This window comes from Chryseobacterium elymi (assembly GCF_003385495.1).
Lineage (GTDB): Bacteria > Bacteroidota > Bacteroidia > Flavobacteriales > Weeksellaceae > Chryseobacterium > Chryseobacterium elymi.
The window spans coordinates 244,693-269,520 of the sequence record NZ_QNUH01000003.1 but is presented as its reverse complement, the minus strand read 5'-3'; the positions used below and the strand labels follow the sequence as shown (position 1 = coordinate 269,520).

General features: G+C 37.7%; 26 protein-coding genes. 20 read left to right on the top strand and 6 right to left on the bottom strand.

Going from position 1 to position 24,828, the window contains the following annotated elements:
* Positions 1-99: 99 nt before the first annotated feature.
* From DRF60_RS05170 to DRF60_RS05120, 11 genes are all read left to right on the top strand, one after another.
* Complete coding sequence (locus DRF60_RS05170) at positions 100-519, top strand: DUF2147 domain-containing protein (RefSeq protein ID WP_116011033.1); 420 nt, start codon at positions 100-102, stop codon at positions 517-519.
* A gap of 217 nt (positions 520-736) precedes the next feature.
* Positions 737-1,717, top strand: a complete 981-nt coding sequence (locus DRF60_RS05165; RefSeq protein WP_034709939.1) for a pyruvate dehydrogenase complex E1 component subunit beta — start codon at positions 737-739, stop codon at positions 1,715-1,717.
* Between the two features lie 117 nt (positions 1,718-1,834).
* Positions 1,835-3,826: a KUP/HAK/KT family potassium transporter gene (locus tag DRF60_RS05160; protein WP_116011032.1), complete on the top strand. Its 1,992-nt coding sequence runs from the start codon at positions 1,835-1,837 to the stop codon at positions 3,824-3,826.
* 68 nt (positions 3,827-3,894) lie between these two features.
* Positions 3,895-4,368, top strand: a complete 474-nt coding sequence (locus DRF60_RS05155) for a Fur family transcriptional regulator (RefSeq protein ID WP_034706517.1) — start codon at positions 3,895-3,897, stop codon at positions 4,366-4,368.
* 3 nt (positions 4,369-4,371) lie between these two features.
* Entirely contained in the window at positions 4,372-6,105 is a 1,734-nt protein-coding gene (locus tag DRF60_RS05150; RefSeq protein WP_116011031.1) for an OstA-like protein, read from the top strand.
* A 257-nt stretch (positions 6,106-6,362) separates the two neighbouring features.
* Positions 6,363-7,283, top strand: coding sequence for a hypothetical protein (locus tag DRF60_RS05145; protein WP_116011030.1), 921 nt, complete (start codon positions 6,363-6,365; stop codon positions 7,281-7,283).
* A gap of 1 nt (position 7,284) precedes the next feature.
* The gene (locus tag DRF60_RS05140) at positions 7,285-8,112 is read left to right on the top strand and encodes a hypothetical protein (protein WP_116011029.1); all 828 of its coding nucleotides are present in this window, start codon (positions 7,285-7,287) and stop codon (positions 8,110-8,112) included.
* Between the two features lie 2 nt (positions 8,113-8,114).
* Positions 8,115-8,891 (top strand): hypothetical protein, encoded by a 777-nt coding sequence (locus DRF60_RS05135; RefSeq protein ID WP_116011028.1) that lies wholly within the window; start codon positions 8,115-8,117, stop codon positions 8,889-8,891.
* 121 nt (positions 8,892-9,012) lie between these two features.
* A complete protein-coding gene (locus tag DRF60_RS05130; protein ID WP_116011094.1) occupies positions 9,013-10,188 on the top strand; it encodes an aspartate aminotransferase family protein in 1,176 nt (391 codons plus the stop codon).
* A 188-nt stretch (positions 10,189-10,376) separates the two neighbouring features.
* Positions 10,377-10,763, top strand: a complete 387-nt coding sequence (locus DRF60_RS05125) for an START-like domain-containing protein (RefSeq protein WP_116011027.1) — start codon at positions 10,377-10,379, stop codon at positions 10,761-10,763.
* 77 nt (positions 10,764-10,840) lie between these two features.
* Complete coding sequence (locus DRF60_RS05120; protein ID WP_116011026.1) at positions 10,841-11,650, top strand: aminotransferase class IV; 810 nt, start codon at positions 10,841-10,843, stop codon at positions 11,648-11,650.
* 82 nt (positions 11,651-11,732) lie between these two features.
* Here DRF60_RS05120 and DRF60_RS05115 read toward each other — a convergent pair whose 3' ends face one another.
* Positions 11,733-12,314, bottom strand: coding sequence for an N-acetylmuramoyl-L-alanine amidase family protein (locus tag DRF60_RS05115; RefSeq protein WP_116011025.1), 582 nt, complete (start codon positions 12,312-12,314; stop codon positions 11,733-11,735).
* Between the two features lie 107 nt (positions 12,315-12,421).
* Positions 12,422-12,970, bottom strand: coding sequence for a YqgE/AlgH family protein (locus DRF60_RS05110; protein ID WP_116011024.1), 549 nt, complete (start codon positions 12,968-12,970; stop codon positions 12,422-12,424).
* 24 nt (positions 12,971-12,994) lie between these two features.
* On the opposite strand from DRF60_RS05110, the gene pdxH reads away from it, so the two are divergent.
* Positions 12,995-13,636 carry a pyridoxamine 5'-phosphate oxidase gene (gene pdxH, locus DRF60_RS05105; RefSeq protein ID WP_116011023.1) on the top strand — a complete coding sequence of 214 codons (642 nt, stop codon included), beginning with the start codon at positions 12,995-12,997 and terminating at the stop codon, positions 13,634-13,636.
* Between the two features lie 335 nt (positions 13,637-13,971).
* Here the strand turns inward: pdxH and DRF60_RS05100 are convergent, their stop codons facing one another.
* A complete protein-coding gene (locus DRF60_RS05100) occupies positions 13,972-14,262 on the bottom strand; it encodes an HU family DNA-binding protein (protein ID WP_002976900.1) in 291 nt (96 codons plus the stop codon).
* Between the two features lie 398 nt (positions 14,263-14,660).
* Between DRF60_RS05100 and panD the strand changes: the two genes are divergently transcribed.
* The 8 genes from panD (at position 14,661) to DRF60_RS05060 (ending at position 22,067) form a co-directional block, all read left to right on the top strand.
* The gene (panD, locus tag DRF60_RS05095) at positions 14,661-15,011 is read left to right on the top strand and encodes an aspartate 1-decarboxylase (RefSeq protein ID WP_116011022.1); all 351 of its coding nucleotides are present in this window, start codon (positions 14,661-14,663) and stop codon (positions 15,009-15,011) included.
* Between the two features lie 3 nt (positions 15,012-15,014).
* The gene (locus tag DRF60_RS05090; RefSeq protein ID WP_116011021.1) at positions 15,015-16,043 is read left to right on the top strand and encodes a lysylphosphatidylglycerol synthase transmembrane domain-containing protein; all 1,029 of its coding nucleotides are present in this window, start codon (positions 15,015-15,017) and stop codon (positions 16,041-16,043) included.
* A 175-nt stretch (positions 16,044-16,218) separates the two neighbouring features.
* On the top strand, positions 16,219-16,794 hold the full coding sequence (locus DRF60_RS05085; protein ID WP_111956392.1) for a TerD family protein: 576 nt from the start codon (positions 16,219-16,221) through the stop codon (positions 16,792-16,794).
* A gap of 32 nt (positions 16,795-16,826) precedes the next feature.
* Positions 16,827-17,498 carry a TerD family protein gene (locus DRF60_RS05080; RefSeq protein ID WP_116011020.1) on the top strand — a complete coding sequence of 224 codons (672 nt, stop codon included), beginning with the start codon at positions 16,827-16,829 and terminating at the stop codon, positions 17,496-17,498.
* An 81-nt stretch (positions 17,499-17,579) separates the two neighbouring features.
* Positions 17,580-18,218, top strand: a complete 639-nt coding sequence (locus DRF60_RS05075) for a vWA domain-containing protein (RefSeq protein ID WP_116011019.1) — start codon at positions 17,580-17,582, stop codon at positions 18,216-18,218.
* Between the two features lie 20 nt (positions 18,219-18,238).
* Positions 18,239-19,282, top strand: coding sequence for a TerY-C metal binding domain-containing protein (locus DRF60_RS05070; RefSeq protein ID WP_116011018.1), 1,044 nt, complete (start codon positions 18,239-18,241; stop codon positions 19,280-19,282).
* A gap of 38 nt (positions 19,283-19,320) precedes the next feature.
* Entirely contained in the window at positions 19,321-20,550 is a 1,230-nt protein-coding gene (locus DRF60_RS05065) for a PP2C family serine/threonine-protein phosphatase (protein ID WP_116011017.1), read from the top strand.
* Between the two features lie 2 nt (positions 20,551-20,552).
* Positions 20,553-22,067 (top strand): helix-hairpin-helix domain-containing protein, encoded by a 1,515-nt coding sequence (locus DRF60_RS05060; protein ID WP_116011016.1) that lies wholly within the window; start codon positions 20,553-20,555, stop codon positions 22,065-22,067.
* A 265-nt stretch (positions 22,068-22,332) separates the two neighbouring features.
* On the opposite strand, the gene DRF60_RS05055 is transcribed toward DRF60_RS05060, so the two are convergent.
* From DRF60_RS05055 to tyrS, 3 genes are read right to left on the bottom strand one after another with little or no spacing between them, the layout of a single operon-like run.
* A complete protein-coding gene (locus DRF60_RS05055; protein ID WP_116011015.1) occupies positions 22,333-22,785 on the bottom strand; it encodes a GNAT family N-acetyltransferase in 453 nt (150 codons plus the stop codon).
* A 40-nt stretch (positions 22,786-22,825) separates the two neighbouring features.
* A complete protein-coding gene (locus DRF60_RS05050; RefSeq protein ID WP_238640040.1) occupies positions 22,826-23,350 on the bottom strand; it encodes a 3'-5' exoribonuclease domain-containing protein in 525 nt (174 codons plus the stop codon).
* A gap of 51 nt (positions 23,351-23,401) precedes the next feature.
* On the bottom strand, positions 23,402-24,601 hold the full coding sequence (gene tyrS / locus DRF60_RS05045; RefSeq protein ID WP_116011014.1) for a tyrosine--tRNA ligase: 1,200 nt from the start codon (positions 24,599-24,601) through the stop codon (positions 23,402-23,404).
* Between the last annotated feature and the right edge of the window lie 227 nt (positions 24,602-24,828).

The following is a 24,828-nucleotide window of genomic DNA, read 5'->3' as shown; positions in this document are numbered from 1 at the left end:
GAAGGATAATAAAAGTTTTTGTTTGTTTAAAATTAATTTATACTTTTAGCAGTAAATAGACAGCAAAAATCTTTTATTGAAATTAAAACTATAAAAAATATGAAAAAAGTATTATTAACATTCGTGCTTTCTCTGTTTGGCGTATTATCATTTGCACAGATTGAAGGCAAATGGAAGACTATAGATGACGAAACAAAACAGGCTAAATCTATTGTTGAGATCTATAAGAAATCAGATGGAAAATATTATGGAAAAGTTTCCCAGCTGCTTATAAAACCCGCGAATCCAAACTGTACGGGATGTAAGGATGACAGAAAAGGGAAGCCTATCTTAGGAATGGAAATCATCAGAGGACTTAAAAAAGAAGGGGATGAATTTACCGGAGGAACTATTACCGACCCAAAAACAGGTAAAACTTACAAATGTACCATTACAAAAAACGATGACAAACTGAATGTAAGAGGATATATGGGAGTTTCTATGTTTGGAAGAACCCAGGTTTGGGACAAAATGAATTAATAGATTTTTAAATAAATTTTAATACGGTATCTTATTTCTGAGATGCCGTATTTATTTGAAGTTTTGTTCAGTTGTAGAAAAGCTATAAATAAACAGACAGATAATAAGAAAACCTCTTTTACTAAATAATTAAAGCTTCTCATTCAATGAGATGCCTTTTTTGTTATGTTACTAATAAAAAAACACTATTTTTGTAGTCTAAATTTTTCAAATAAATATGGCAGAATATACTTTTCGTGAGGTAATTGCACAAGCAATGAGCGAGGAAATGCGTAAAGACGAATCCATCTTTTTAATGGGGGAGGAAGTTGCAGAATACAATGGCGCGTATAAAGCTTCAAAAGGAATGTTGGATGAATTTGGTCCTAAAAGAGTAATCGATACACCCATTGCTGAGCTTGGTTTTACAGGGATTGCTGTAGGGGCTGCGATGAATGGTAACAGACCAATTGTAGAGTATATGACGTTCAATTTCTCATTGGTAGGTATTGATCAGATTATTAATAATGCGGCAAAGATCCGTCAGATGAGTGGTGGCCAGTGGAACTGTCCTATCGTTTTCAGAGGGCCTACTGCTTCGGCAGGACAATTGGGAGCTACACACTCTCAGGCTTTTGAAAACTGGTTTGCGAACGTTCCGGGACTTAAAGTAGTGGTTCCTTCGAACCCTTACGATGCAAAAGGATTGTTGAAAACCGCTATCCAGGATAATGACCCGGTTATTTTCATGGAATCTGAACAGATGTATGGCGACAAAATGGAAATTCCTGAAGAAGAATATTACCTGCCAATAGGTAAAGCAGATATCAAGAGAGAAGGTACAGATGTTACTTTAGTTTCTTTCGGGAAGATCATGAAGCTGGCTATTCAGGCTGCTGAAGATATGGCTAAAGAAGGAATCTCTGTAGAGGTGATCGACCTTAGAACCGTTCGCCCTCTTGACTTCGATACTGTTTTAGCTTCTGTTAAAAAAACAAACAGGCTGGTGATTTTAGAAGAAGCCTGGCCATTCGCTTCAATATCTTCTGAAATTACTTATATGGTACAGCAGAAGGCATTTGACTACCTAGATGCACCTATCAAACGAATTACTACTCCAGACGCACCTGCACCATACTCAGCTGCATTATTTGCAGAATGGTTCCCTAAGCTTGAAAAAGTGAAAGAGGAGATCAAAAAAGCGATGTACGTAAAATAACTATTATAGAGAAAAACTTCCGAAAGGAAGTTTTTTCATTTATTCTATTCATGAAGAATAGTTCTTGACGTCATAAAATTAGTATAAATTTGCGCGTTTAAAAATAAATTGGCTGATATGGCAGAAGTTACAGAGGGAGGTCATCATTTTGACCTTAAAAAGCTCTCATTCGTAGGGGTTATAGTTTCTCTTGGGATTGTTTTCGGAGATATTGGAACATCACCCCTTTACGTAATGAAGGCAATTGTTAACGCAAGAAAGGACGGATCCATTATGCCGTTTGATGAATATATTGAAGGGGCGTTATCCTGTATCATATGGACTCTTACACTTCAGACCACTCTGAAATATGTAATCATTGCTTTACGAGCAGATAATAAAGGCGAAGGGGGGATTCTTGCTCTTTATTCACTAGTAAAGAAGCTCAAGAAGAAATGGCTGTATGTGGTTGCCATTATCGGTGCCTCTACACTTGTTGCAGACAGTGTGATTACCCCTTCCTTAACAGTGATGTCTGCAATTGAAGGGCTCAAAATATACAATCCTGAAACACCTGTAGTCATTATCACCATCGTAATTTTGTTTGTAATTTTTGTTGTACAGCAGTTTGGAACTGCCTCTATCGGGAAATTTTTCGGACCTATCATGGTAACATGGTTTCTGGTTCTGGGAGTCTTCGGTTCAGTTCACATTTTTGATCATATCGAAATCATCAGAGCATTTAATCCAATATATGCCTATAACCTGATCACCCACTCTTCCAGTGCTATTGTGATTATGGGTGCTGTTTTCCTGTGTACCACGGGAGCAGAAGCTTTATATTCGGATTTAGGACACTGCGGGGCAAAAAATATCAGGGTAAGCTGGATTTTCGTTAAGCTGATGCTTATCCTAAACTATCTTGGCCAGGGAGCATGGCTACTTGACAACTATCACCAGGTATTCAACGGAGTGAATCCTTTCTTCGGAATCATGCCCCAATGGGCAGTTCTTCCCGGAGTAATTCTGGCTACAGCTGCTGCAATCATTGCCAGCCAGGCTGTAATTACAGGTTCATTTACCATGTTCTCAGAAGCAATGTCTATCTCTTTCTGGCCCAATCAGCACATTGAATATCCTTCAGGTATCAAAGGGCAGATGTACATCCCAAGAATCAACTGGGGGCTGATGGCGTTCTGTTTTGTAGTGGTGATATTTTTCCAGAAATCAGAACATATGGAAGCTGCGTATGGTCTTACTATTACCATTACCATGTTGATGACAACCATTCTGTTGCTATTCTGGCTGAGCCGTACAAGAGTCAACAAAATTTTCATTATAGGATTTGCTATAGTCTATCTTTTCCTGGAATCCGGATTCTTCTATGCAAATGTAATTAAATTTGTAGATGGGGGATGGCTGACCATGGTACTGGGAGGATTTATCGCAGTCTGTATGTATGCATGGTACAATGGAAGATTGATCAAGGCTAACTTTATCCAGTATGTAAAAATAGAGAAATATGTTTCTATCATAAAAGATATGAAGCTGGACGAGAGCATTCCAAAATATGCAACCAATCTTGCTTACCTGAGCAGAGCCAAAAGAAACGATGAAGTAGAATCAAAAATTATCTATTCCATTATCAAGAAGCAGCCTAAAAGAGCGGATCATTATTTTATATTAAGTATTGTTAACCAGGAAGATCCATATACTTTCAAATATACCGTAGACGAGATTCTGCCGGGAACTGTATACAAAGTTAACTTCCTCTTAGGATTTAAAGTAGACCGCAGGATCAACGATTATTTTAATATGGTACTGAAAGACCTTATGGCAGACGGAACCATTCCATCAAGAAGCAGCCATCCGTCTCTGAGAGCGCATAATATTCCACCGGATCTGAAATATGTAATTATTGATAATACATATATTAACGATATACTTTTAACTGTTAAACAGAAGATTACCCTCAATATCTATAACTTCGTGAAGTACATTGGAAGCGATGATTTCAAAGCTTGGGGTGTATCTTCTCACAACGTAGAAGTGGAATCTGCCCCGATTACAGAACTTACTGCTTATGATAACAAGATCGAGCAGTCCGGTTTCTTCCGTCATAATTCCTAAAAACGAAGGGTAAGAAACCATATCGCCTATTTAAATAAAAATCAATAAATTTGTAGATAATTTTTTTGATGGATACAGTACAAAAAGAAAAAAATATTGCTTTGATCAAGGATGTTCTCAGAAACTACCTTTTAGAAAAGGGTTTCAGAAACACACCTGAACGATATACGATATTAGAAGAGATTTATAGTATGGATCATCACTTCAATGTGGATGATCTGTATCTTCTTATGATGCAGAAGAAATATCACGTTTCAAAAGCAACAATTTACAACACTATTGAGATTTTCCTTGATGCAGGTTTGATCCGTAAGCATCAGTTTGGAGAAAAAACACTGACCTCTTCATCTTATGAGAAGTCTTACTTTGATAAGCAGCATGACCATTTGGTGATCTACAAAAAAGGCTCTGATAAAGAAATTGAAGAGATCATAGAATTCTGCGATCCAAGAATCCAGGGAATTAAAGAAGCAATTGAAGAAGCATTTGGCGTAAATATTGATTCGCATTCGCTGTATTTCTATGGTACTAAGAATGATTAATTAATGAGAATAATTCTTTTTCTGTTACTTTTTATTTCTGCGTTGAGTTCCGCACAGGACAATAAAACCACGCAGATGGATCCCTATATTCAAAATAAAGGTAAACCTTTACCGGCAGTAAGGCCTGAAGATAAGGTAAAGATTATCCATTCAGATGAATTTAAAAAAGACACCAAATACGAAGGAAATCAGTATATGGTAGGTCACGTTCAGATAGAGCATCAGGGGTCTATTCTCTATGCTGATGAAGTTATTCTGTACAATGACCAAAGCTTGGTAAAAGCTATAGGTAATACAAAGCTTCAAAATGCAGACGGCTCGGTGATTACAGCCCATGAAATGGAGTACAATGGAGTTACTCAGAAAGGAGTTGCTAAAAAAGATGTTGTCCTTACCGATCCGAAGCAAACTATAAAGACAGATATCCTTTATTATGACAGGCTTGCCAATCAGGCGTACTTTAATACCGGAGGGACTATTTCTGATGCGCAGAATGTAATGTATACCAAATCTGCAACGTATTTTCTTAATACTAAAATGATTGATTTTGTTGGAAACGTTAAAATCGACAGTCCGGATTATATCATAGAAGGTCCCAATATTAAACAGAATCAAAATACAAAAGTTGCAGAATTTTTTGGACCTACTACAATTACCAACCGTGCCAATCCCAAAAACAGGATTTACACCGAAAGAGGAACCTATAGAATGGAAACTAAGGAAGCTTTCCTTAATAAAAATTCTAAGATCTTTTATAACGACAAAATCCTTACCGGGGATGATATGTATTTTAACAATATCACCGGGTTTGGTAAAGCAACAGGAAACGTTACGCTCGATGATCCTATAGAAAGAAGGTATCTCAAAGGAGGTTACGGAGAAGTTTTCCAGAAAAAAGATTCTGCCATGATGACCAGCAGCCCCTATGCCGTTAAAATCATGGAAAAAGATTCTATTTACTTCGCTGCGGAAAAAATACTTTCCTACCAGAAACCTGATTCAGCAGATATTACGGTAAAGAAAAGCTTTTTAAGAGCTTATAAAAAAGCACGTATTTTCAAATCAAACGCCCAGGGAAGAGCAGATTCTATTGCTTTCAACGAAACAGATGGCATTATGCATATGTATACCAATCCTATTCTTTGGAGTGGCGAAAAACAGGTAACCGGAGATAAAGTTGAAGCTTACTTTAATACCAAGACCGAAGATATAGATTCACTTAAAGTAATTGGAAATGCTTTCGCAATCAGCAAAGTAGATTCATTAAACCTTAAAGATGAGTTTAACCAGGTAAAAGGTAAATTCATGACCGTTTACTATGAGAATAATGATATTAAAGAAGCCAGAGTAGTAGGAAATGCACAGTCAATTGTTTATGTTGATGATGTAGATCAGGAAACAAGGCAGCCTCAGAGAATAGGAATTACCCTTTCTAGTTGTGGAATCATTGGAGCTTTGTTTGAAGAAAGAGGCTTACAGATTATATCATGTAGCATAGGTGCCAATTCCGATACCTATCCAATGAGTAAAATAGAACCGGAGAAAAGAAAATTTTCCGATTTCAATTGGAATACAAAAGACCGGATCAAAAAATGGCAGGATATCCTTGTGGACAGTCCTAATTATGAAGAAATAAAATATTCCGCGGATAATGAACTGTTTAATCAGGCACAGGAAGCTATAGACAAAGAAAGAGCTAAAGAAGAAGCAAAAAAGCCTAAACGAGTACGGAAATAAACTCATTATTTTCTACGAAAAATATAAATCACCTTTTTAGATTAAAAAAATGGTGATTTTTTTTGTAAAAAAATAAAAAAATATGTTTGAAACGGGTGAAATAATTGCTTTTCTCAATCATTAAAATAGATTATTTGATTTCCAGACCCTGCTTTAAATCGATGTTTTATTTCTTTCATTTTTTATTTAACATTTTTTTATGATTTAAGTCATAATATTTTTATACATTTAATACAAAGAATGATAAAAAAAATATAATGAAAATCAACTATTTCCTCTTATTCCTTATGTGTTTTATAAGGATTAACGCACAGGTTGGGATTTCGAAAACCCCAGGTTTTCAACCTGACACCAGATCACTTTTACACGTTAAACAGGACAACAACGCAGCTAGGTTGCCAAGGGCTAACACCGCTTCAGTACTGCCGACATCTGTTGCTGGTACCACAGGAAACGGAACTCAGGGGTCTGTTATCTTTAATAAAGAAACAGGAAGTATTGTTCAGAATGACGGTACGATATGGAAAATCTCAGATCCTATTGTAACAGCCTTAAAGAATAATAAAATGGCCCGTTTTATAAGAAGCGCTGCCATAATGGCAGATTGCGGAACGTGTGGATTGGGATGTGGAGGGGTAAACAGACTTTGCCCGCAAACAGGAGGAGCAATAGATGTTCCATTTACAAGTGCCAGCCCAAGTTATAATGATATTTCAGCAGATGTTTCTCTTGCATCAGCGACAAGCAATGTTATTAATATCAAGACAAGAGGTTTGTATAAAATTTCTTTTAAAAGTGGAGCTATAGATGTTAAAACACCGGCGTTATGTTTAGGAGTAACAATTAATCTGTACTCAAAGGTTGATTTGGAAACAAGTACCGCAGCAGCTCCTGCTACATGGAGGCCTATTACAAATAATACCACCAGTTCTACCAGCGGTGCATTATCCTTAGGAAGCTTATCTCCGGGAGCTATTGATGTAGGACAGTCACTGGTTCTTACTTATGTAGGTAGCTTTGAAGCAGGCGACAATTTAAGACTGAGGTTTTATGGGAACCAGAACATTGGAACAGGGGTTTGTACCGGAATTATCGGAGGAAATATATTGTCTTTTTCAATGAATACTACAGGAAATGCAGTGTCAGAGATTATTGTTGAAAAAATAAATATGCAATAAAATGAAAAGGATAATATTAATTTTAGTGTTTTTATTTCAATGCGGTTTAAATGCACAAGTAGTTATTGGTGACAACATTCCCAGCAATCAGAATATATTAAAAATAAAAGACGGGATCAGCGGAGCAATACTTCCCTACTCCAATACGTATACCACTTTTCCTAAATATGATGCTGGATCACCGGATCTTTTTAGCGACTATCCTAACCTTGTAGGTGGAGTAATATATAATAAAGCTGATGACCAGTATTATAAGTATGACGGCTTTGCCTGGAACCCGGCCAGACAGATACAGGGAATCTTTCAGCCTAAAGGTTCAAGATTGGGAATTTCTTCCGGGATTACAATTCCCTGCCTGGCTTTTGGTCTTGGAATATGCCTTTCCTTAGGATCTCCCCAGTATCTTGCACCGGATGATAAAAGTCAGGTTCTTGTTGATAACCTTCTTATGAAAAATGCAAGTTCGGTGACAATAAAACAAAATGGAATGTATGACGTAGCAGCAGCGCTTGGTTTTACCGGGGGCAGTGTGGGAGCCCAGATAGGTGTTACAGAATTTAAGTTAACACTACAGGTTAAATATACTCCGGCTTCGGCTTGGGAAACTGTTGTTACCAAGAGTAATTACTCCATTATATTTATTATTGACACCCAGGGAAGTAAAACATCCAGTTTTTCCCAAACAATATCCTTACCTGCTGGTGCAGAGCTGAGAGTTGTTCCAACGATAACAACTATTGGGGGGTCCGGAGGATCTCTTGCCGCATACGGAACGGATAGCAGTTCTATCAACTCATATATTGGAGCCCGTTTAATTAAAGCCTATTAGTGATGAAAAAATATATATTCTGCCTGTTTTTGTTTTCATTAAGCATTTACAGTGCGCAAGTTAATTTTACAAACATACCCAACCCTGATTCTAATGCTAATGGTAACGATCAGGTAATGATGTATATAACAAATGTAAATGAAGCGACCGGAGTTAAAGGTTTTGGTTTACCCGCTGTGGAAACCGACACCGACTTGCCCTATACCGGGATAAATGCTCCTGCCACAAGGATAGAAGTTTTAAGAGGTATGCTCATATTTGTGAAAAGTACAGGCCAGGTAATGGTATTCGACGGACTTGTGTGGAGCAAAGCCTTTGAAATTGAATCTGATAATATTTCCAGGTTTACGATAAATCCTGTCAATACGACTTCAGGTTCTGTAATGTTGCCTATTAATTCCTTAATTGACAAGCCTAATTTTTTAGCAGATCCGTTAAAGCTTAAAACAAATGTTCCGACAACAGGTGCAGATCTAAACAGGCTTTATATCCGTCAAAGCGGGTTGTACAGAATTAATGTAAGTCTGAATTTTACTGGAGCTGCGGGTACATTTAGCAGCAGATTAGGAGCAAGTTTATATGTTAATGATGCTAAAAGATTCCAGCTTCTGGAAAATGCGGTGAATTTTGATGGCACGGTCAGAAAAATCAGCCTGGATTTTTCAGTGTATGCGGTTCAGGGACAGTATATTACTTTAGAAGCTATTTCTGAAGTCGGGGGAACAACTGCTTATAATGTAATCAACAACAGTTATGTAACAGTCGAAAAAGTATTGTAATAACTGTGTATATTTTTAAAATTACCCTTACAATCTTAAGGGTAATTTTTTTATTAAGACTTATAATTTCTGCATGTGATGAATCTTTTTTAGCTTTGCTGAAAATTTTTGCGAAATGGAAATGCATAAAGACTTTTTTATATATCAGGCACAGACCACAAAGTTTGCAGCAGGTTTTGAAGTTGAAAAAGCAGAAGGAAGTTATATCTACGGAACAGATGGAAAAAAATATCTGGATTTCGTGGCAGGCGTTTCTGCCAATACTTTAGGGCATTCACATCCTAAAGTGGTGGAAGCCATCAAGGAGCAGGCAGACAAATACCTGCACGTAATGGTGTATGGAGAATATGCACAGGAAAAACCTGTAGCATTGTGCAAACTTCTTGCAGAAGCTACCCCCGATCCCCTGGAAATTACCTATCTGGTAAACAGTGGGGCAGAAGCTATTGACGGAAGTCTTAAGCTGGCTAAGCGTTATACAGGAAGAGAAGAAATTGTTTCCTTTAAAAATTCATATCACGGTAACACGCACGGCGCATTGAGTGTGTCCGGAAACGAAACCCATAAAAGAGAATTCCGTCCGCTGCTGCCAATGGTAAGCTTCATAGAATTCAACAATGAAAATGACTTTGATAAAATTACAGAGAAAACAGCCTGTGTGATCCTTGAAACAATTCAGGGAGCGGCAGGATTCTTAGTCCCAGAAGACAATTACCTGATTAATCTTAAAAAAAGATGTGAAGAAGTAGGAGCACTCCTTATTCTTGATGAAATCCAGCCAGGATTTGGCAGAACCGGTAAATTATTCTCTTTCGAGCATTTCGGAATTGTTCCCGATATCCTTGTTATGGGGAAAGGAATGGGTGGCGGAGTACCAGTAGGTGCTTTTATGAGCTCCAGGGAAATTATGGAAACCCTGTCACACTCACCAAAGTTGGGACATATTACAACATTTGGAGGCAATCCTCTGATTGCAGCCGCCAGCCACGCTACATTGAAAGAAGTTTTAGAAAGCAGTCTGATGGATGAAACCTTAGAAAAAGAAAAACTGTTCAGAGAACTTCTTGTACATCCGAAGATCAAAAATATCAACGGAAAAGGCTTAATGCTCGCTGTGAACCTCGGAACACCGGAATATACCCTTGAAGCTGCCAAAAAGTGTATGGAAAAGGGCCTTATTGTATTCTGGCAGCTCTATAGAAATGAGTATATGAGAATCTCGCCACCACTTACCATTTCGATGGACGAAATCAGACAAGGATGCCAGATCATTCTGGATGTTTTAAATGAAAAATAGAAGATAAATCTCTCCAAAATGGAGAGATTTTTTATGTGCTACATGGTAGTTTTTGGACTGAAAACTATATTCAGGAAAGATTTAAAAGCTGTGATAAATATCATGAAGATTCTTTAAAAAAATAACTGCTTTTTAGTGTAATAAAAAAATTAATTTATATATTGCGGGACGATAAAAACAAAGATTATATGGCGAAACATAAAGTCCATTACGAATATCCAATGCATTGTTTATCAGAGATTTTATACGAATATCTGGCAACTGCAGAGGGGTTATCTGAATGGTTTGCGGATGAGGTAACAGAGAAAGGCGATGATTTCTTTTTTAGCTGGGGAGGAGGACCTGCTGAAAAGGCCACTTTGATTAGATATAAGCCTGAAGGTTTCGTTCGTTTCAGATGGGAAGAAGATGAGGGAACTAAGAATTTCTTTGAAATGACTATCACAATAGATGATATCACTGAAGATTTGGCTTTAAATATTACAGATTTCTGTGAAGAGGGTGATGAAGAAGAAAATGCACTGTATTGGGAAAATCTTATAGAAAACCTTAGAATAAAATTAGGTGCGGCATAAGCAGTACACTATTGAATGGTAAAACTGATGAACGATTTATCGTTCATTATTTTTTTATAAATAAATCACTTCAAAAATTGGAAAATCAATATTTTACATCAGACGGATTAAATGTAAAGAACAGAGCGTTCCTTTTGGGCGACGCAGTGAAGGTTTCTTTCTTCGTGAGAAGCGGAGGATTGATCATGGATGAAGAGTGCTATTTCTTCTTAATGGCCTCCATGAGGAAAATGAGAATGAATATTCCGCTTACCTATACCCTGGAATTTTTCCAAAGCCTTTTTCATAAAGATCTTATCGATGGCAGAGGAATAAAAAATGGAATTATCAATTTTCAGGTTTTCAGAAATAATGATGCGGTGACCGTTTCAAAATCTTCCGTATCTTATTTTTATGAAGTAACAGAATCGGATGATATACTAACAGTTCATCAGAGACCGCTGGAAATGGATCTTATCAAGGAAATCAATGTAAACAATAATTTATTGAGCAATATCAGGGTTCATTGTCCGGAAAATATTTACGGAGGCATTTATGCAGAAGAAAATGATTTGGATGATGTCATCCTGCTTAATCCTAACAAGAGAATCGCGCGTACAACTTCCGGGAATTTATTATTTTTAGAAGGAAATGTGATCAAAGTTGCCAGGCAGTCCGAAGGTGCATACATCTCTCCTTTGATGGAAAACTTCGTGACTTTCTTACATAAAAATAACCTTGCAGATATCCAGGAGCATGAGATAATTGCTTTTGAATCGCAAAAAGCTGAAGAGATTTTAATGATCTCCGATGAGAAAGGCATATTTTCTGTAGGTAAAATAAGAAATAAGACTTTTGAAAGCTCCCGTTTTATAGAAATGGTGGAAAGCTGGAAGAATAGTTTTTAAAATTGACAAACCCGGTAAACAACAAAGTACCCAAGTCCTTTACCGGGTTTTATTCTGAATAAATCAGAAATTGTTTCTTTATTTAGTATTCACGAATGATCTCTGTGAATTTTTGAGCGATTTCTTTTTGTCCGTTTTCGCTGGTAATATATTCTCTGTCTTTAGTATTATTGATAAATCCAAGTTCTACCAATACCGCAGGAGCTTTTGCTTCTCTCAGCATATGGAGATTACGTTCCTCAATTTTAGCAACATTAAATTTCTTGGAAATTTTTTCAGCAAGTTTTTTTGAACCATCTGTATTCTGAATATACACTTCAGTCCCTTGTTTCGTAGTTTCTTTGTGAGGACTGTTATTTATATGAAGAGAAATAACCATTTCAGGATTCAGCTTGTTGATCATATCAGTTCTCTCCTGAAGAGTAGGATAAGTATCAGAATCCCTGGTTAGTACCACTTCATACTGATCCTGATTTTCATTTAGTTTCCTGATCTCTTTGGCAATATTTATAGTAATTTCTTTCTCTGAGAATTTCCCATAGACTGTTCCCATATCATTTCCACCGTGTCCGGCATCTATAACGATATATTTTTTATTGATAGGAGTAAAGGATAAAAATGAAGCAGAAAAGACTGATAAAGTAAGTAGTTTGATTCCTTTCATGTCAGTGATTTTTGGTTTTTCAAATAACGGAAATTCTTTCTTTAAAATTAGTTAACATAATCTTAAAATTTGTTAATGTTTTTAGAATGTATCAGGTAGAAAATCAGTTAGTTAAGAGAAATGTCTTCAGGTGAATTGGCCCAAAGCAGATATTCCCCGCCAAGATTCTGCATAATCGACTTCCACAAGGTCTGATCATTGGGAAGCGTATAGTCTAAATTATAAATATCTACCACAGTCCACATCTTTCTCTGAACCTCATCATCCAGCTGCCCAGCTGCCCATCCTGAGTACCCGGAGAAAATTTTCACATCATTGATGCTTAATTCCTTATTAAGGACAGCAGCGATAATGCTTTCAATGTCTTCCGTGATATAAAATCCTTTGCTGATCTCAGAATAGACGTCAGTAACCTTCTTTTCTTTAACGATAAAAAAGACCTTGTCGTTTTCCACAGGGCCGCCGTCATAAACCTCTATTTTGAAATCAAAAAAGTTTTTGAACTTACTACTCATCTGGCTGTTTTTTTTGTTCAATATCAAACCAAATGCCCCGCTTTCGTTATGCTCAACGATCAGCACTACCGATCTCGAAAAAATATCGCCGGAAATGTCAGGTGTGGAAATTAATATTTTACCTTTGTATGAGTAATTCATACTCAAATTTAATAAAAAATATTTATGGAAAACCTGCACGACAAGAGAAAAGTGTATGAGAAATCCCAACTTATTGAAAGTGAGATAAAACAAAATCCCATTGAACAGTTTAGAGACTGGTTTCTTGAAGCCAGCAATAGTCCGGTGGTCTCAGAAGCTAATGCCATGGCTGTTTCTACTTTAGAGGAAGATGGATGTCCGAGGACCAGAATGGTGCTGCTTAAGGAATATACTTATGAAGGATTTATTTTCTATACCAACTATACCAGCAGAAAAGGAAAAGCAATAGAAAAGAATCATAAGGCCTGTCTTAGTTTCTTTTGGCCGAATCTCGAAAGGCAGATCATTATTAAAGCAGACCTTGAAAGGATTGCAGAAAACCTGAGTGATGGATATTTCCATTCAAGGCCTAAAGGAAGTCAGCTCGGAGCGGTCGCTTCCCCCCAAAGTCAGGCAATTCCGAACAGGGAGTTTCTGGAAGAAAAGTTAAAAGCACTGGAAAAAGAATATGAAACCGGTGAGGTCCCAAGACCTTCTAACTGGGGCGGATATATTGCAAAACCCTACGAAATTGAATTCTGGCAGGGAAGACCCAACCGCCTTCATGACAGGATTATTTATCAGCTGGAAGACCTTGACTGGAAGATTTCCCGACTGGCACCATAGGAATTAGAAGCTAGAAATTAGAGATTAGAAGTTAGAGGGTGGATGCCGGAGGATGGGAGTTTTTGATAGATTTATCAGAATTTGGTAGTCTTTATTCAAAGAACGTTCCTGATCTCTTTAATCTTGAAAAATATCATTTAAAATTCAATAGGAGCGGGCTTTAGCCCGCTTTCAATTTATAAACATTGGAATGGCTTTAGCCAAAATTTAAAGAATCAGAATCACCTCTTTTTTTGCTTTAATATTTTCTGGATGGGAAGGTCCCAAAAGCCATTTATATCCAAAAAAAAGACCATTTCTTTAGGAAACGGCCTTTGAATTTTTAATCTGAATGATTATTTTTTCTTAGCACCAGAAACTGCATTGGATAAATCAGCTCCTGCTTTGAATTTAGCAACTTTTTTAGCAGCAATTTTGATCGGTTTTTTAGTTGCAGGGTTGATCCCTTGTCTGGCAGCTCTCTCAGCTACTGAGAAAGTACCGAATCCTACTAAAGAAACTTTTCCGTCTTTTTTCTTCAGAGTAGTAGTTACGTTACCAATGAATGATTCTAAAGCAGCTTTAGCTGCAACTTTAGTGATTCCTGCATCTTTTGCGATTGCGTCGATTAATTCAGACTTGTTCATAATTTTTAATATTAAGTTAGTTCGTAATTATAGCAAATATAATACTATTTTCTAATTGTGCAATTATTTTATTAAAAGTTATAAAATTTTTTTACTTTTTGATGAAAACAGTTAAAATATGATAATTTGACTTTTCACGTAAAATCTACGTTACCGCTCACTAAAATCATGCCAAATGCTTATGAGTATTGACTTTAGCAAAAAAACAATATTATTTCCTGTATTTATTAAATCCTAAATTATGTATAAAGAATTAATATTTTTACCGATATGTTTGTTGATTTTATAAACAATAGCCTGAAAGCTTGTGTAGTACAAAATTAAATGACCGGGTTTATGGGAGTTTTAAAATGATTTCAAAAGCCTGATTTATTAATTTTTATTAATAAATTTGCAGAATGTTAATAGAAGTTTTCAAGTCTAAGATCCATAGGGTACGGGTTACGGCCTCAGACCTTAATTATATTGGGAGTATAACGATCGACGAAGATCTTATAGAAGCTGCCGGTCTGGTAGTGGGAGAAAGAGTCTATATCGTTAATGTGAATAATGGAGAACGTTTTGATACCTATGTTATCAAAGGGAAAAGAAAATCTGGCGAAGTATGCTTAAACGGACCTGCTGCAAGAAAAGTACAGAGAGATGATATCATTATCATTATCGCTTATGCGCAGATGACACCCGAAGAAGCAAAAGAATTCCAGCCGAAAATTGTTTTCCCGGATGAAAAAACAAACCTTCTGACCTGATCCATGGAGAAACAATCAAAGAATCCTTTAAAATCAATACTAACAATAGTAATATCGCTTGCTTTTGCAGGCTTTTTTTTATGGCTTGCCTTAAAAGGACTTGATTTTAAAGTAATTAAGGCATCATTGGCGAAAGCTAACTATCTGTGGGTCCTGTTTGCTTCCGTATTTGGTATTCTGGCTTACTGGTTCAGGGCGATACGCTGGAATCTGATGCTGGAGCCGATGGGGCATAAAATATCTAACTCAAATTCATTGTGGTCTATATCTTTCGGATACCTGATGAATCTTACCATTCCGAGAAGCGGTGAAGTAGCAAGGGCTACTGCTTTGTATGGGGTAGAAAAAGTTCCTGTTGACAAGTCTTTCGGAACAATTATCCTGGAAAGAGTAGTGGATCTTATCTGTATGCTTGGATTTCTGGGGCTGACACTGTTGTTTAAATATGAAGCTATTCTGTCTTTCTATGAAAATTCAGGTGTTAACATTAATCCTAATAAGATAGTACTTATTATTTCGGTCTTGGCTGTAGGAACAATTGCATTCTTTGTATTTAAGAAGAGATTGTCCAATGTTCCCTTCCTGGGAAAGATTGTGAATTTTATTGACGGAATTTTCGAAGGATTAGCAACAATATTTAAATTGAAAGAAAAAGGAAAATTCATCCTTTATACTATAGGAATATGGGTTTGCTATTACTTTGCAGCTTATCTTGTGTGTTTTGCGCTTCCTGAAACCTCTGATTTTACTATTGCGGACGGCTTTTTCATTATCGTTGTCGGTACCTTGGGAATGATCGTTCCTGCCAGTGGCGGAATTGGTGCATTTAATCTGGCTATGAAGTATGGATTTATGGCTTTATTTATCTCAATGGGGAAAAGTGCGGAATTAGGTGGTGAAATGGGATTGACCTATTCATTTATTTCACTTCCGTTGCAGATCACGATTATGCTGGTGATGGGACTTATTTCTATTCCGATGTTGGCTAAAGCAAGAGAAAAAGCAGTTTCTGAAAAAGAATTTGAAAATTAAGTTCAACTGTAACTTTTAATAATACAGCCCCAATTTTACAATTGGGCTTTTTTTATGTTAAAACCCTATTAATATGAATCATTACCGCAGGTCATTCATTTTTTTATCAATAAATTTGGTCAATCCACAAATCACATTTATCTTAAACAAAAAATAATTAATAATCTAAAACACTATGGCAATTAATTTACAGAAAGGACAGAAGATCGAGATAGGGCTTACAAAAATGACGATAGGACTGGGCTGGGATCCGAATGAAGGAACAGGCTTCGATTTCGATCTGGATGCTTCTGCCATCATGATTGACTCCGACAGAAAATTAATCAATGAAGAATGTTTTGTTTTTTATAATAACCTTCAGTCTCCCGATGGTGCACTGACCCACACAGGCGATGATCCGAGCGGTAAAAACAGTGACGGAGACGATGATGAGGCGATTATTGTAGATCTTGAAAAAGTAGATCCGAAAGCTGAAGAAATTCTTTTTGTAGTGACCATCGAAGATTTTGAAAGAAGAAAACAAAACTTCGGACAGGTAAGAAACTCATACATCAGAATTGTAGATAACAGTACCAATCAGGAAATCGCAAAATATGAGCTGGACGAAGATTTTTCGATTGAAACCGGAGTAGAATTCGGAAGACTGTACAAAAGAAACGGAAGCTGGAAATTCGAAGCCTCAGGAATAGGCTACAGAGCAGACTTGGCTTTCTTCCTTGAGAAATACTATAAAGGGCAGATCATAAAATAATTATATTTTCAAATACACAAAAAACGATAACTATGGCAATTAATTTACAGAAAGGTCAGACGATTGATTTAAGAAAAAATGACCGTGGCGAAAGTGTTTACGACCTTTCAAAAGTAACGATCGGTTTAGGATGGGATGTAAGGAAACAGGGTGGCTTCTTTGGGAAACTGTTCAGTAAAGAAGCGGAGTATGATCTTGATGCCGTTGCATTTCTTTTAGACGGAAACGGCAAAGTGGCCAATCTTGGAAAAACGGTACAGACCAATGAAGGAAGGCAGATCGCCTTGTATCAGGGAGATGTGGTTTTCTTTAATTCCATGCAGCATCCAAGCGGTAATATATGGCTGACGGGAGATAACAGAACCGGTGCCGGAGATGGAGACGATGAGCAGATTATCGTTAAACTTGACCAGCTTGACGAAAGCTATCAGAAAATATTATTCCTGGTGACTATTTACCAGGGAAAACAAAATAATCAGCATTTTGGAATGATCGAGAATGCCTTTATCAGAGCCGTAGATGCCAAAGGAAAAGAAATTACAAAATACAGCCTTTCAGGAGATGCAAGTATGAACGGTAAATGTGCAATGATTTTTGCTGAAGCCTACCGTCACAATGGCGACTGGAAGTTCCGTGCTATTGGAGAGCCACATCAGACCGATAATTTTATTGAGATCCTGAAACAGTATGCCTACAGCAACTAAACCTGAATTTTTATCAAACTTAAAGCCGGCAGGGAAGTTTTCAACTTCCGCTGCCGGCTTCAGAATTAATATTGTCTTACCATGAGCAGGAGATTATTAGCATATTTTTTACTGGATACTTCCGGTTCTATGAACGGAGAGCCTATCCAGGCACTGAATAATGGATTTAACGGGCTCATAAGCATGCTCCGTGCAGATCCGCAGGCGATGGACAGTCTTCATCTTAGTGTCATCACTTTTGACCGTGAGGTTAAAAATATCATTCCGCTCACGGATCTGGCCAGTTTTTACCCTATGGAGATTACTTGTCCGGACAGTGGGCCAACTCATACCGGTGCGGCGTTGGAGATGGTTTCGGAACTGGTTAAGAAAGAACTGGTCAAAGGATCTTCGGACGAAAAAGAAGACTGGCGGCCGCTGCTGTTCATATTTACTGACGGAAAACCTTCCGATATCCAGAAATACAGACAGATGATCCCCGTGATAAGAGGTTTGGAATTTGGAGCTATTGTAGGCTGCGCTGCAGGTCCGAAAGCAGACGAACAGTTCCTAAAGGAGCTTACAGATCACGTGGTAAAACTGGATACTACAGATGCGATTACGCTTTCCTCATTTTTCAAATGGGTAAGTTCATCCATCACGATGGGAGGAAAATCACAGGGAACAGGAGAAAGTACACCGCTGCCTCCACCCCCTTCCGAACTTAATATTATAATCTAAATTACGTGTCTTTATAAATCATGAGAAGACTGCCCATTTATTTTTTAGTCGATGTCTCCGAATCTATGGTTGGAGAGCCTATTGAGCAGGTACAGGAAGGTATTGCCAATATCATCAGAGAATTGAAAAAAGATCCGTATTCACTGGAAACGGTTTATATCTCCATTATAGGCTTTGCCGGAGAGGCTGAGGTCATTACTCCTCTTCAGGATATCATCAGTTTTTATCCGCCAAAGATCCCAATTGGAAGCGGTACATCGCTGTCTCAGGGTCTTATTAAAATGATGGACTGCATAGACAGGGATATTGTGAAGACAACTTACGAAAGAAAAGGCGACTGGAAACCTATTGTTTTTCTTTTTACAGACGGTGTTCCTACCGATGATGCTACAAAAGCTATCGAAAGATGGAACAATAAATACCATGGAAAACCCAATACGATTGCGGTTTCGATAGGCGAAAATACCAATTATAAGCTGCTTGGGGCTTTGTCGGACAATGTTTTACTGTTCAATAATTCCGATGAAAATTCCTATAAAGAATTTTTCAAATGGGTGACGGATTCCATTAAAACAACCAGCCAGAGTGTTACCGAAGCCAATAAAGAAGGAATTAATCTTTCCAAGATCGATTCTATTATTCTCGAAAAAGTAGACCCTGAACTCGAGCAGAAGTTTCCGGACAATAATTTTGTTGTTTTAAACGGAAAATGCTCAGAAACTGAGAAGCTGTATTTGATGAAGTTTAAAAAAACATTCGCCGAATCAAGCATACCCGGAATGTCTACAAGATATTACAGGCTGGACGGAGCCTATAAAATTGACGAAAAAGCATATTTGAGACTTTCATCTTCCCAGAAAAATAATCTTAAAATTTCTATTGAAGAACTCCAGGGAGGAACATCATGCCCTCATTGTGCCAATCCTGTTGCATTAGCAACCTGTTCTTGCGGTGGAATTCACTGTCTGAAAGGAGAAGGCTATAATAAATGTCCCTGGTGCGGAACTTCGGATTATTACGGGTTTTCCAGCGAAGGATTTGATATTAACAGAACTCTTGGATAACGGAAGGAAATCCTATTGCCAAAACCCAACACAAAGCCATGGAAAAAGCTGTTATTTACAGAGAAATAGAAGAATTTAAAGAAGTTCATCTGGTGCTTAAAAATGCCAGTTCAAAGCAGTTTTATGAATACCGTTTTGAGATGGATGACTTTCCGAATATAAAGATTAAAAATATCACCAATCTCCGGGAGACAGGACTTATCTTCGAGAACAACAAAATATCCGGAATTCCGTATGTAAACAGTGTCCATGATCTGGATATTGAATTCTATCATACCCATGATGAAGACAGTACGGAGATCAAAAAAGTACATTTATTCGTGAATGCAGATCCGAAAGACCTTTGGAAGAATATTCCATCCGACACCAACGATATTTACTATAAACCTGATGAAACCTCCTACGAAGGGAAATTTCTGGATAAAAAAATTACCGTTGTCTCAAAAAGAGGACGTTCACATGCCCATGAAGGAAAATGCAGAGATGATGATTTTGCTGTGAACGAGCTTCCCGGAGGTTGGGGCATTGTTTCAGTCGCTGACGGAGCCGGCTCCGCAATTATGGCAAGAGAAGGTTCAAGATTGGCAGTCGTTTCTGTAAACAGTTTTTTCAATTCAGAAGAAATTTTAAACAGAATCGAACAAAATATTGAAATCGTTTATAATAGTTCTGATTCATCAAAAGAAATACAGTCCGAAGCTGGAGAAAACGTTTTAAAGCTTTTGTATAAAGGCATTCTTCATGTTTATGATATTTTGGAGCAAACGGCAGCAGAACATTCATTTTCGATAAAAGATTTCCACACAACACTGATTTTTGCGCTGACAAAAAAGTTTGATTTCGGTTATGTCATTCTCACTTTTGGAGTGGGAGACTGCCCGATTAACCTGATCAGTCCTGATTTTTCTGAAGTAATGCTTCTGAATCAAATGGATGTAGGAGAATTTGGCGGCGGAACCCGTTTTATCACGATGAAAGAGATCTTCAGTGATGATATGGTTTCAAGATTTGGAATAACCTGTGTGAATGATTTTTCCTATCTCGTACTGATGACGGATGGTATTTACGACCCGAAATTCATGACAGAAAACAAGCTTGAAGATATTGACAGCTGGAAAGCATTCTTTAATGATCTGGCCGGGAACAACGATGACCGGGCGAAAGTAGATTTTATTAACGATACCCATATTGATCAACAGCTTCTGACATGGACCGATTTCTGGAGCCGGGGAAATCATGATGACAGAACACTGGCCATAATCTATTAAACATGAAAAAAACCGTTAAAGTTGCTTCTATCCTAGATACAGCAAAATCTTATGAATACGTAGATGAAAGCCCGATTCGGGGCGGAGTGAAAGATGTCTATTTTTCGCCGGACAGAGAATATGTGATAGCTTTTTACCGAAATCCTCTGGATGCCGGACAGAAAGAGCGTATCATGAGGATTGTTTCCACTTATCTCGGAAATATACAGAACGGAAATTCATCGGATTATTTTCTGAACGAAATATTCAGATGGCCGTATGATATTGTAGAAAAAAATAAGCTGACAGGAATTGTGGTTCCTGTTTACCATAAAAAATTCTTCTTTGCGAAGGGATACATCGGATCAGATAATATCAAGGGTCAGGATAAGGTTGGGAAATGGTTCACTGCTCCCATGTTCAGGAATCAACAATATCCGCTGCGGCTCGATCATTCTGAACTCGGAGATTGGCTGAGCTATTTTCAGATCACCATCAATATTAGCAGAGGGGTGAAAAAGCTTCACCAGATGGGACTGGCACACTCCGATCTTTCCTACAACAATATTCTGATAGATCCAGTGACGAAATCTGCCTGTATTATTGATATAGACGGATTGGTTGTTCCAAAGCTCTTCCCGCCGGAAGTCATCGGAACGGCAGATTTTATTGCTCCTGAAGTTTTAAAGACCAAACATCTGAGCATGCAGGATCCCGGAAGGCATCTGCCTAATCAGAAAACAGATCTTCATGCACTGGCGGTGCTGATTTATATGTACCTGTTCAGAAGACATCCTTTGAGAGGAGGAAAGATATGGGATCTTGATTCTGAAAAAGATGAGATCATTTCTATGGGTGAAAAAGCTTTATTCATAGAACATTTCCAGGATCCGTCCAATCAGGTAAAAGTTGACCACCTCAGAAAATGGGACGCATTCTGGGGCGATCCTCAGAAAATTCCTTTTACGGCTGCGGGTCCTTATCTTTCCGAACTGTTTAAAAAAGCATTTATAGACGGGCTTCACGATCCAATTCGACGTCCCACCGCCAATGAATGGGAAACCGCCCTGCTAAAGACCGCCGATCTGATTCAGCCCTGCCACAACCCGGAATGTACAGAAAAATGGTATGTTTTTGACAACAGTAGCAACCCGAAATGCCCTTTCTGCGGAACGCCGCACCGCGGAACGCTTCCCGTCTTGGATCTGTATTTTAAATTTGATGATGAGGTCTGGAAACCTGAAAACCACCGATTGATGGTGTACAACAATCAGTATTTATTCAAATGGCATGTTTCAAGAAAAGTGATCAGAAATGAAAACCTTACGATGCAGGATAAAATGCCGGTAGGATATTTCACTTTTCATGAAGGAAGATGGGTGCTGGTGAATCAGAGTCTGACTTCGATGAAAGATGTTACCGAACAGAAAGAGATTCCACCCGGATCTATGGTAGAGCTTACGGATGGCAAGAAAATACTTTTGTCTGCCGAAGAAGGTGGGAGGCTCATCTTTGTTACTTTAGCCAATCAATCATAAAAAATCTACCGATTTTTCAGAAACTTAGGCATACTTCTTATCCACAAAGTATTTAACTTAAAAAATCACTTAAGTGTTTAATATCTTTTGTGACTTTTGTGGTTGATATTTTTTAACCACGGATTATACAGATTTTCACGGATGTTTGCGCATATTATCCAGTATAAAAATCTTTGATTTTTGAGAACTTATGTGTACTTCTTATCCACCAAGTATTTAGCTTAAAAATAACTTAAGTGTTTAAAAACTTCTGAGGCTATTGTGGTTAAACTAATCTAAAGCCACCTTGAAATTCCATAAAATAAGAATGCTCATCCTCATCCACAACTTTAAAGCCTAAACTTTTATATAAGTTTTGGGCCTTATTGGTTTTTAAGACACTTAATGAGACTGTTTTTTCTTCTGCGGATGCTTCCTTCAGAATATCTGTTAAAATTATTTTTCCAAGTCCTTTCCCTTGTTGGCTAGGGTCTATCTGAAGCTGCAGAACTTCTGTTTTATCCTCAGCTCTGTTGATTTTTAATAATCCGACAGGTTCATTATTCAAAAGAATGATATTGGCTTTTTCAAACTGATAAAGAATTCTCTGAAGTGTTGTTTCTCTATCCGTCGGGAGACTGGAATCGGTGTAATGCGGATTCATGGTTTTCGTTCTTAAATCAAGAAGATAATCAATGTCGTTTTCTGAGGCTTTTCTATAGGTGATCGTCATGTTCATAAGTTGTTTTTTAGATCCGGTTTTGAGCAATAAGGTGATCTTATTTTAGCGCGATCTTTAATCCCATTTCTTTTTTCATATACAGTAAAACTTCGGCATTTCCTTTTGCATCGTCTACAGGATGATGCGTGTGTTCTGTTTTACGGAGATGTTTCCACTGGGCGAAAGTGTCTTTTTCCAGTCCGCAATACAGATCAGACAGTCTTCTTGATGAATAACCGAAAGGATTTTTCCCGGTAAAATGATGAAAGTACCAGCAGATGAACATCCAGTCGAAACCGTTGTTGTCACTGATGAAAATGGGTCTTCCTTTAGAATTTTCTTTAATCCATTCTTCAAATTCTGTCATGACTTTCCCGGGATCATCAAAACTCATCGTTTCCTCCCTGCTGAAACCGGAAACAGCCAAAGCATCCGGATTGAATTTTTCTGAAACAGGTTTCAGTTTTCCGTAGAACGTAGTATCCAGTTCCTCATTCACAAGAACTGCTCCGAAGCAGATCATCGAAAAATCTCCGGGAATCGGGCCATCCGATTCAATATCGACCATAAAATAGCTCATCATTTTTATTTAATGAAACGAATATATTGAAAATTACCTCAAGAATCGGAAGATTTAAACGAGTTCAAAAAAATCTCTTCTTCCGATTTTTACTTTTGTCTGTGGAAGTAATTCAATCTCTTCATCAGGGTTCGTTATTTTGATATGATTAATCTGAATGCCTCCGCTTTGGATCATTCTTCGGACCGCCGATTTGCTTAGGTCACTTTTTAACTGACTGCAGAGTTCTACCAATGTTATCAGCTTTTTTCTATGATGAAGTGAAGCTAGAGAAACAGGTTCATAGACTTTTTCTTCAGAATTCTTGCTTTGAAACTGGCTGCTGAAAAATTCTTCTACAAGCTCTGCTGCTGTATGGTCATGGTATTGGGTAATGATATTTTTAGCGATCAGTTTCTTAATATTCATCGGGTTTTCGCCGTTTTGTAATTTTAATTGTAAATCTTCCTTTTCCTCGGTAGAAAAATCAGAAGTAAGCTCAATAAATTCATCAATAAGACTATCCGGGATAGACATGGTTTTTCCAAACATCTCATTCGGTTCATCCGTCAGCCCGATAATATTATTCAGTGATTTGCTCATTTTTTCTTTGCCGTCAAGACCTTTAAGCAGAGGCATGCACATTACAGTCTGTGCCGGCATCTGGTGGGCTTCCTGAAGCTGTCTTCCCATGGTACAGTTGAAAAGCTGGTCCGTTCCGCCCATCTCAATATCACATTCAATCTGTACAGAATCGAAGCCCTGGAGGATAGGATACACAAGCTCATGCATCGCAATCGGAGTGTTTTCCGTGAACCTTTTATTGAAATCATTCCGGTGCATCAGTTGGGCTACGGTTACCTTTGACATCAGCTGAATGACTTCCGGAAAACTAAGAGCATTCAGCCAGTCAGAATTAAAGACAATTTTAGTTTTTTCCACATCAATAATCTTTGAGAGCTGATTGATATACGTTTGTGCATTATGCTCAACATCTTCAGCACTTAAAGGTTTCCGGGCTTTGTTCTTTCCTGTCGGATCACCGATTCTGGCTGTAAAGCTTCCAACCACAATCACAATCTGATGTCCCAGGTCCTGGAACTGTTTCAGCTTTTTAAGCACGACAGCATGTCCCAGATGCAAATCCGGAGCAGTAGGATCAAAGCCCAGCTTGATAATTAATTTTCTGTTTTCCTTTTCAGCCTGTTTCAGTTTCTGTTCCAATCCGTTTTCCGGAAGAATGATGGCTGCGTTTTCTTGTAGTGTACTGATCATATTTATTTAGTTTTAAAACAAAAAAAAGCCCGGACACATTGTCCGGGCTCTATATATCGTTATGTTATTCTTGTTAAATCACAGATATAGAAAGTCTTCCCGAACGGTTCGCCGGGGAATAATACTCAGTGAAAAAAGGAAGACGCAATATGCTGTTTAAATGTTTCATCAATAATACAAATGTAAAATTTTTTTGTTATTGGTTCCAATATTTAAACCATTAAGAT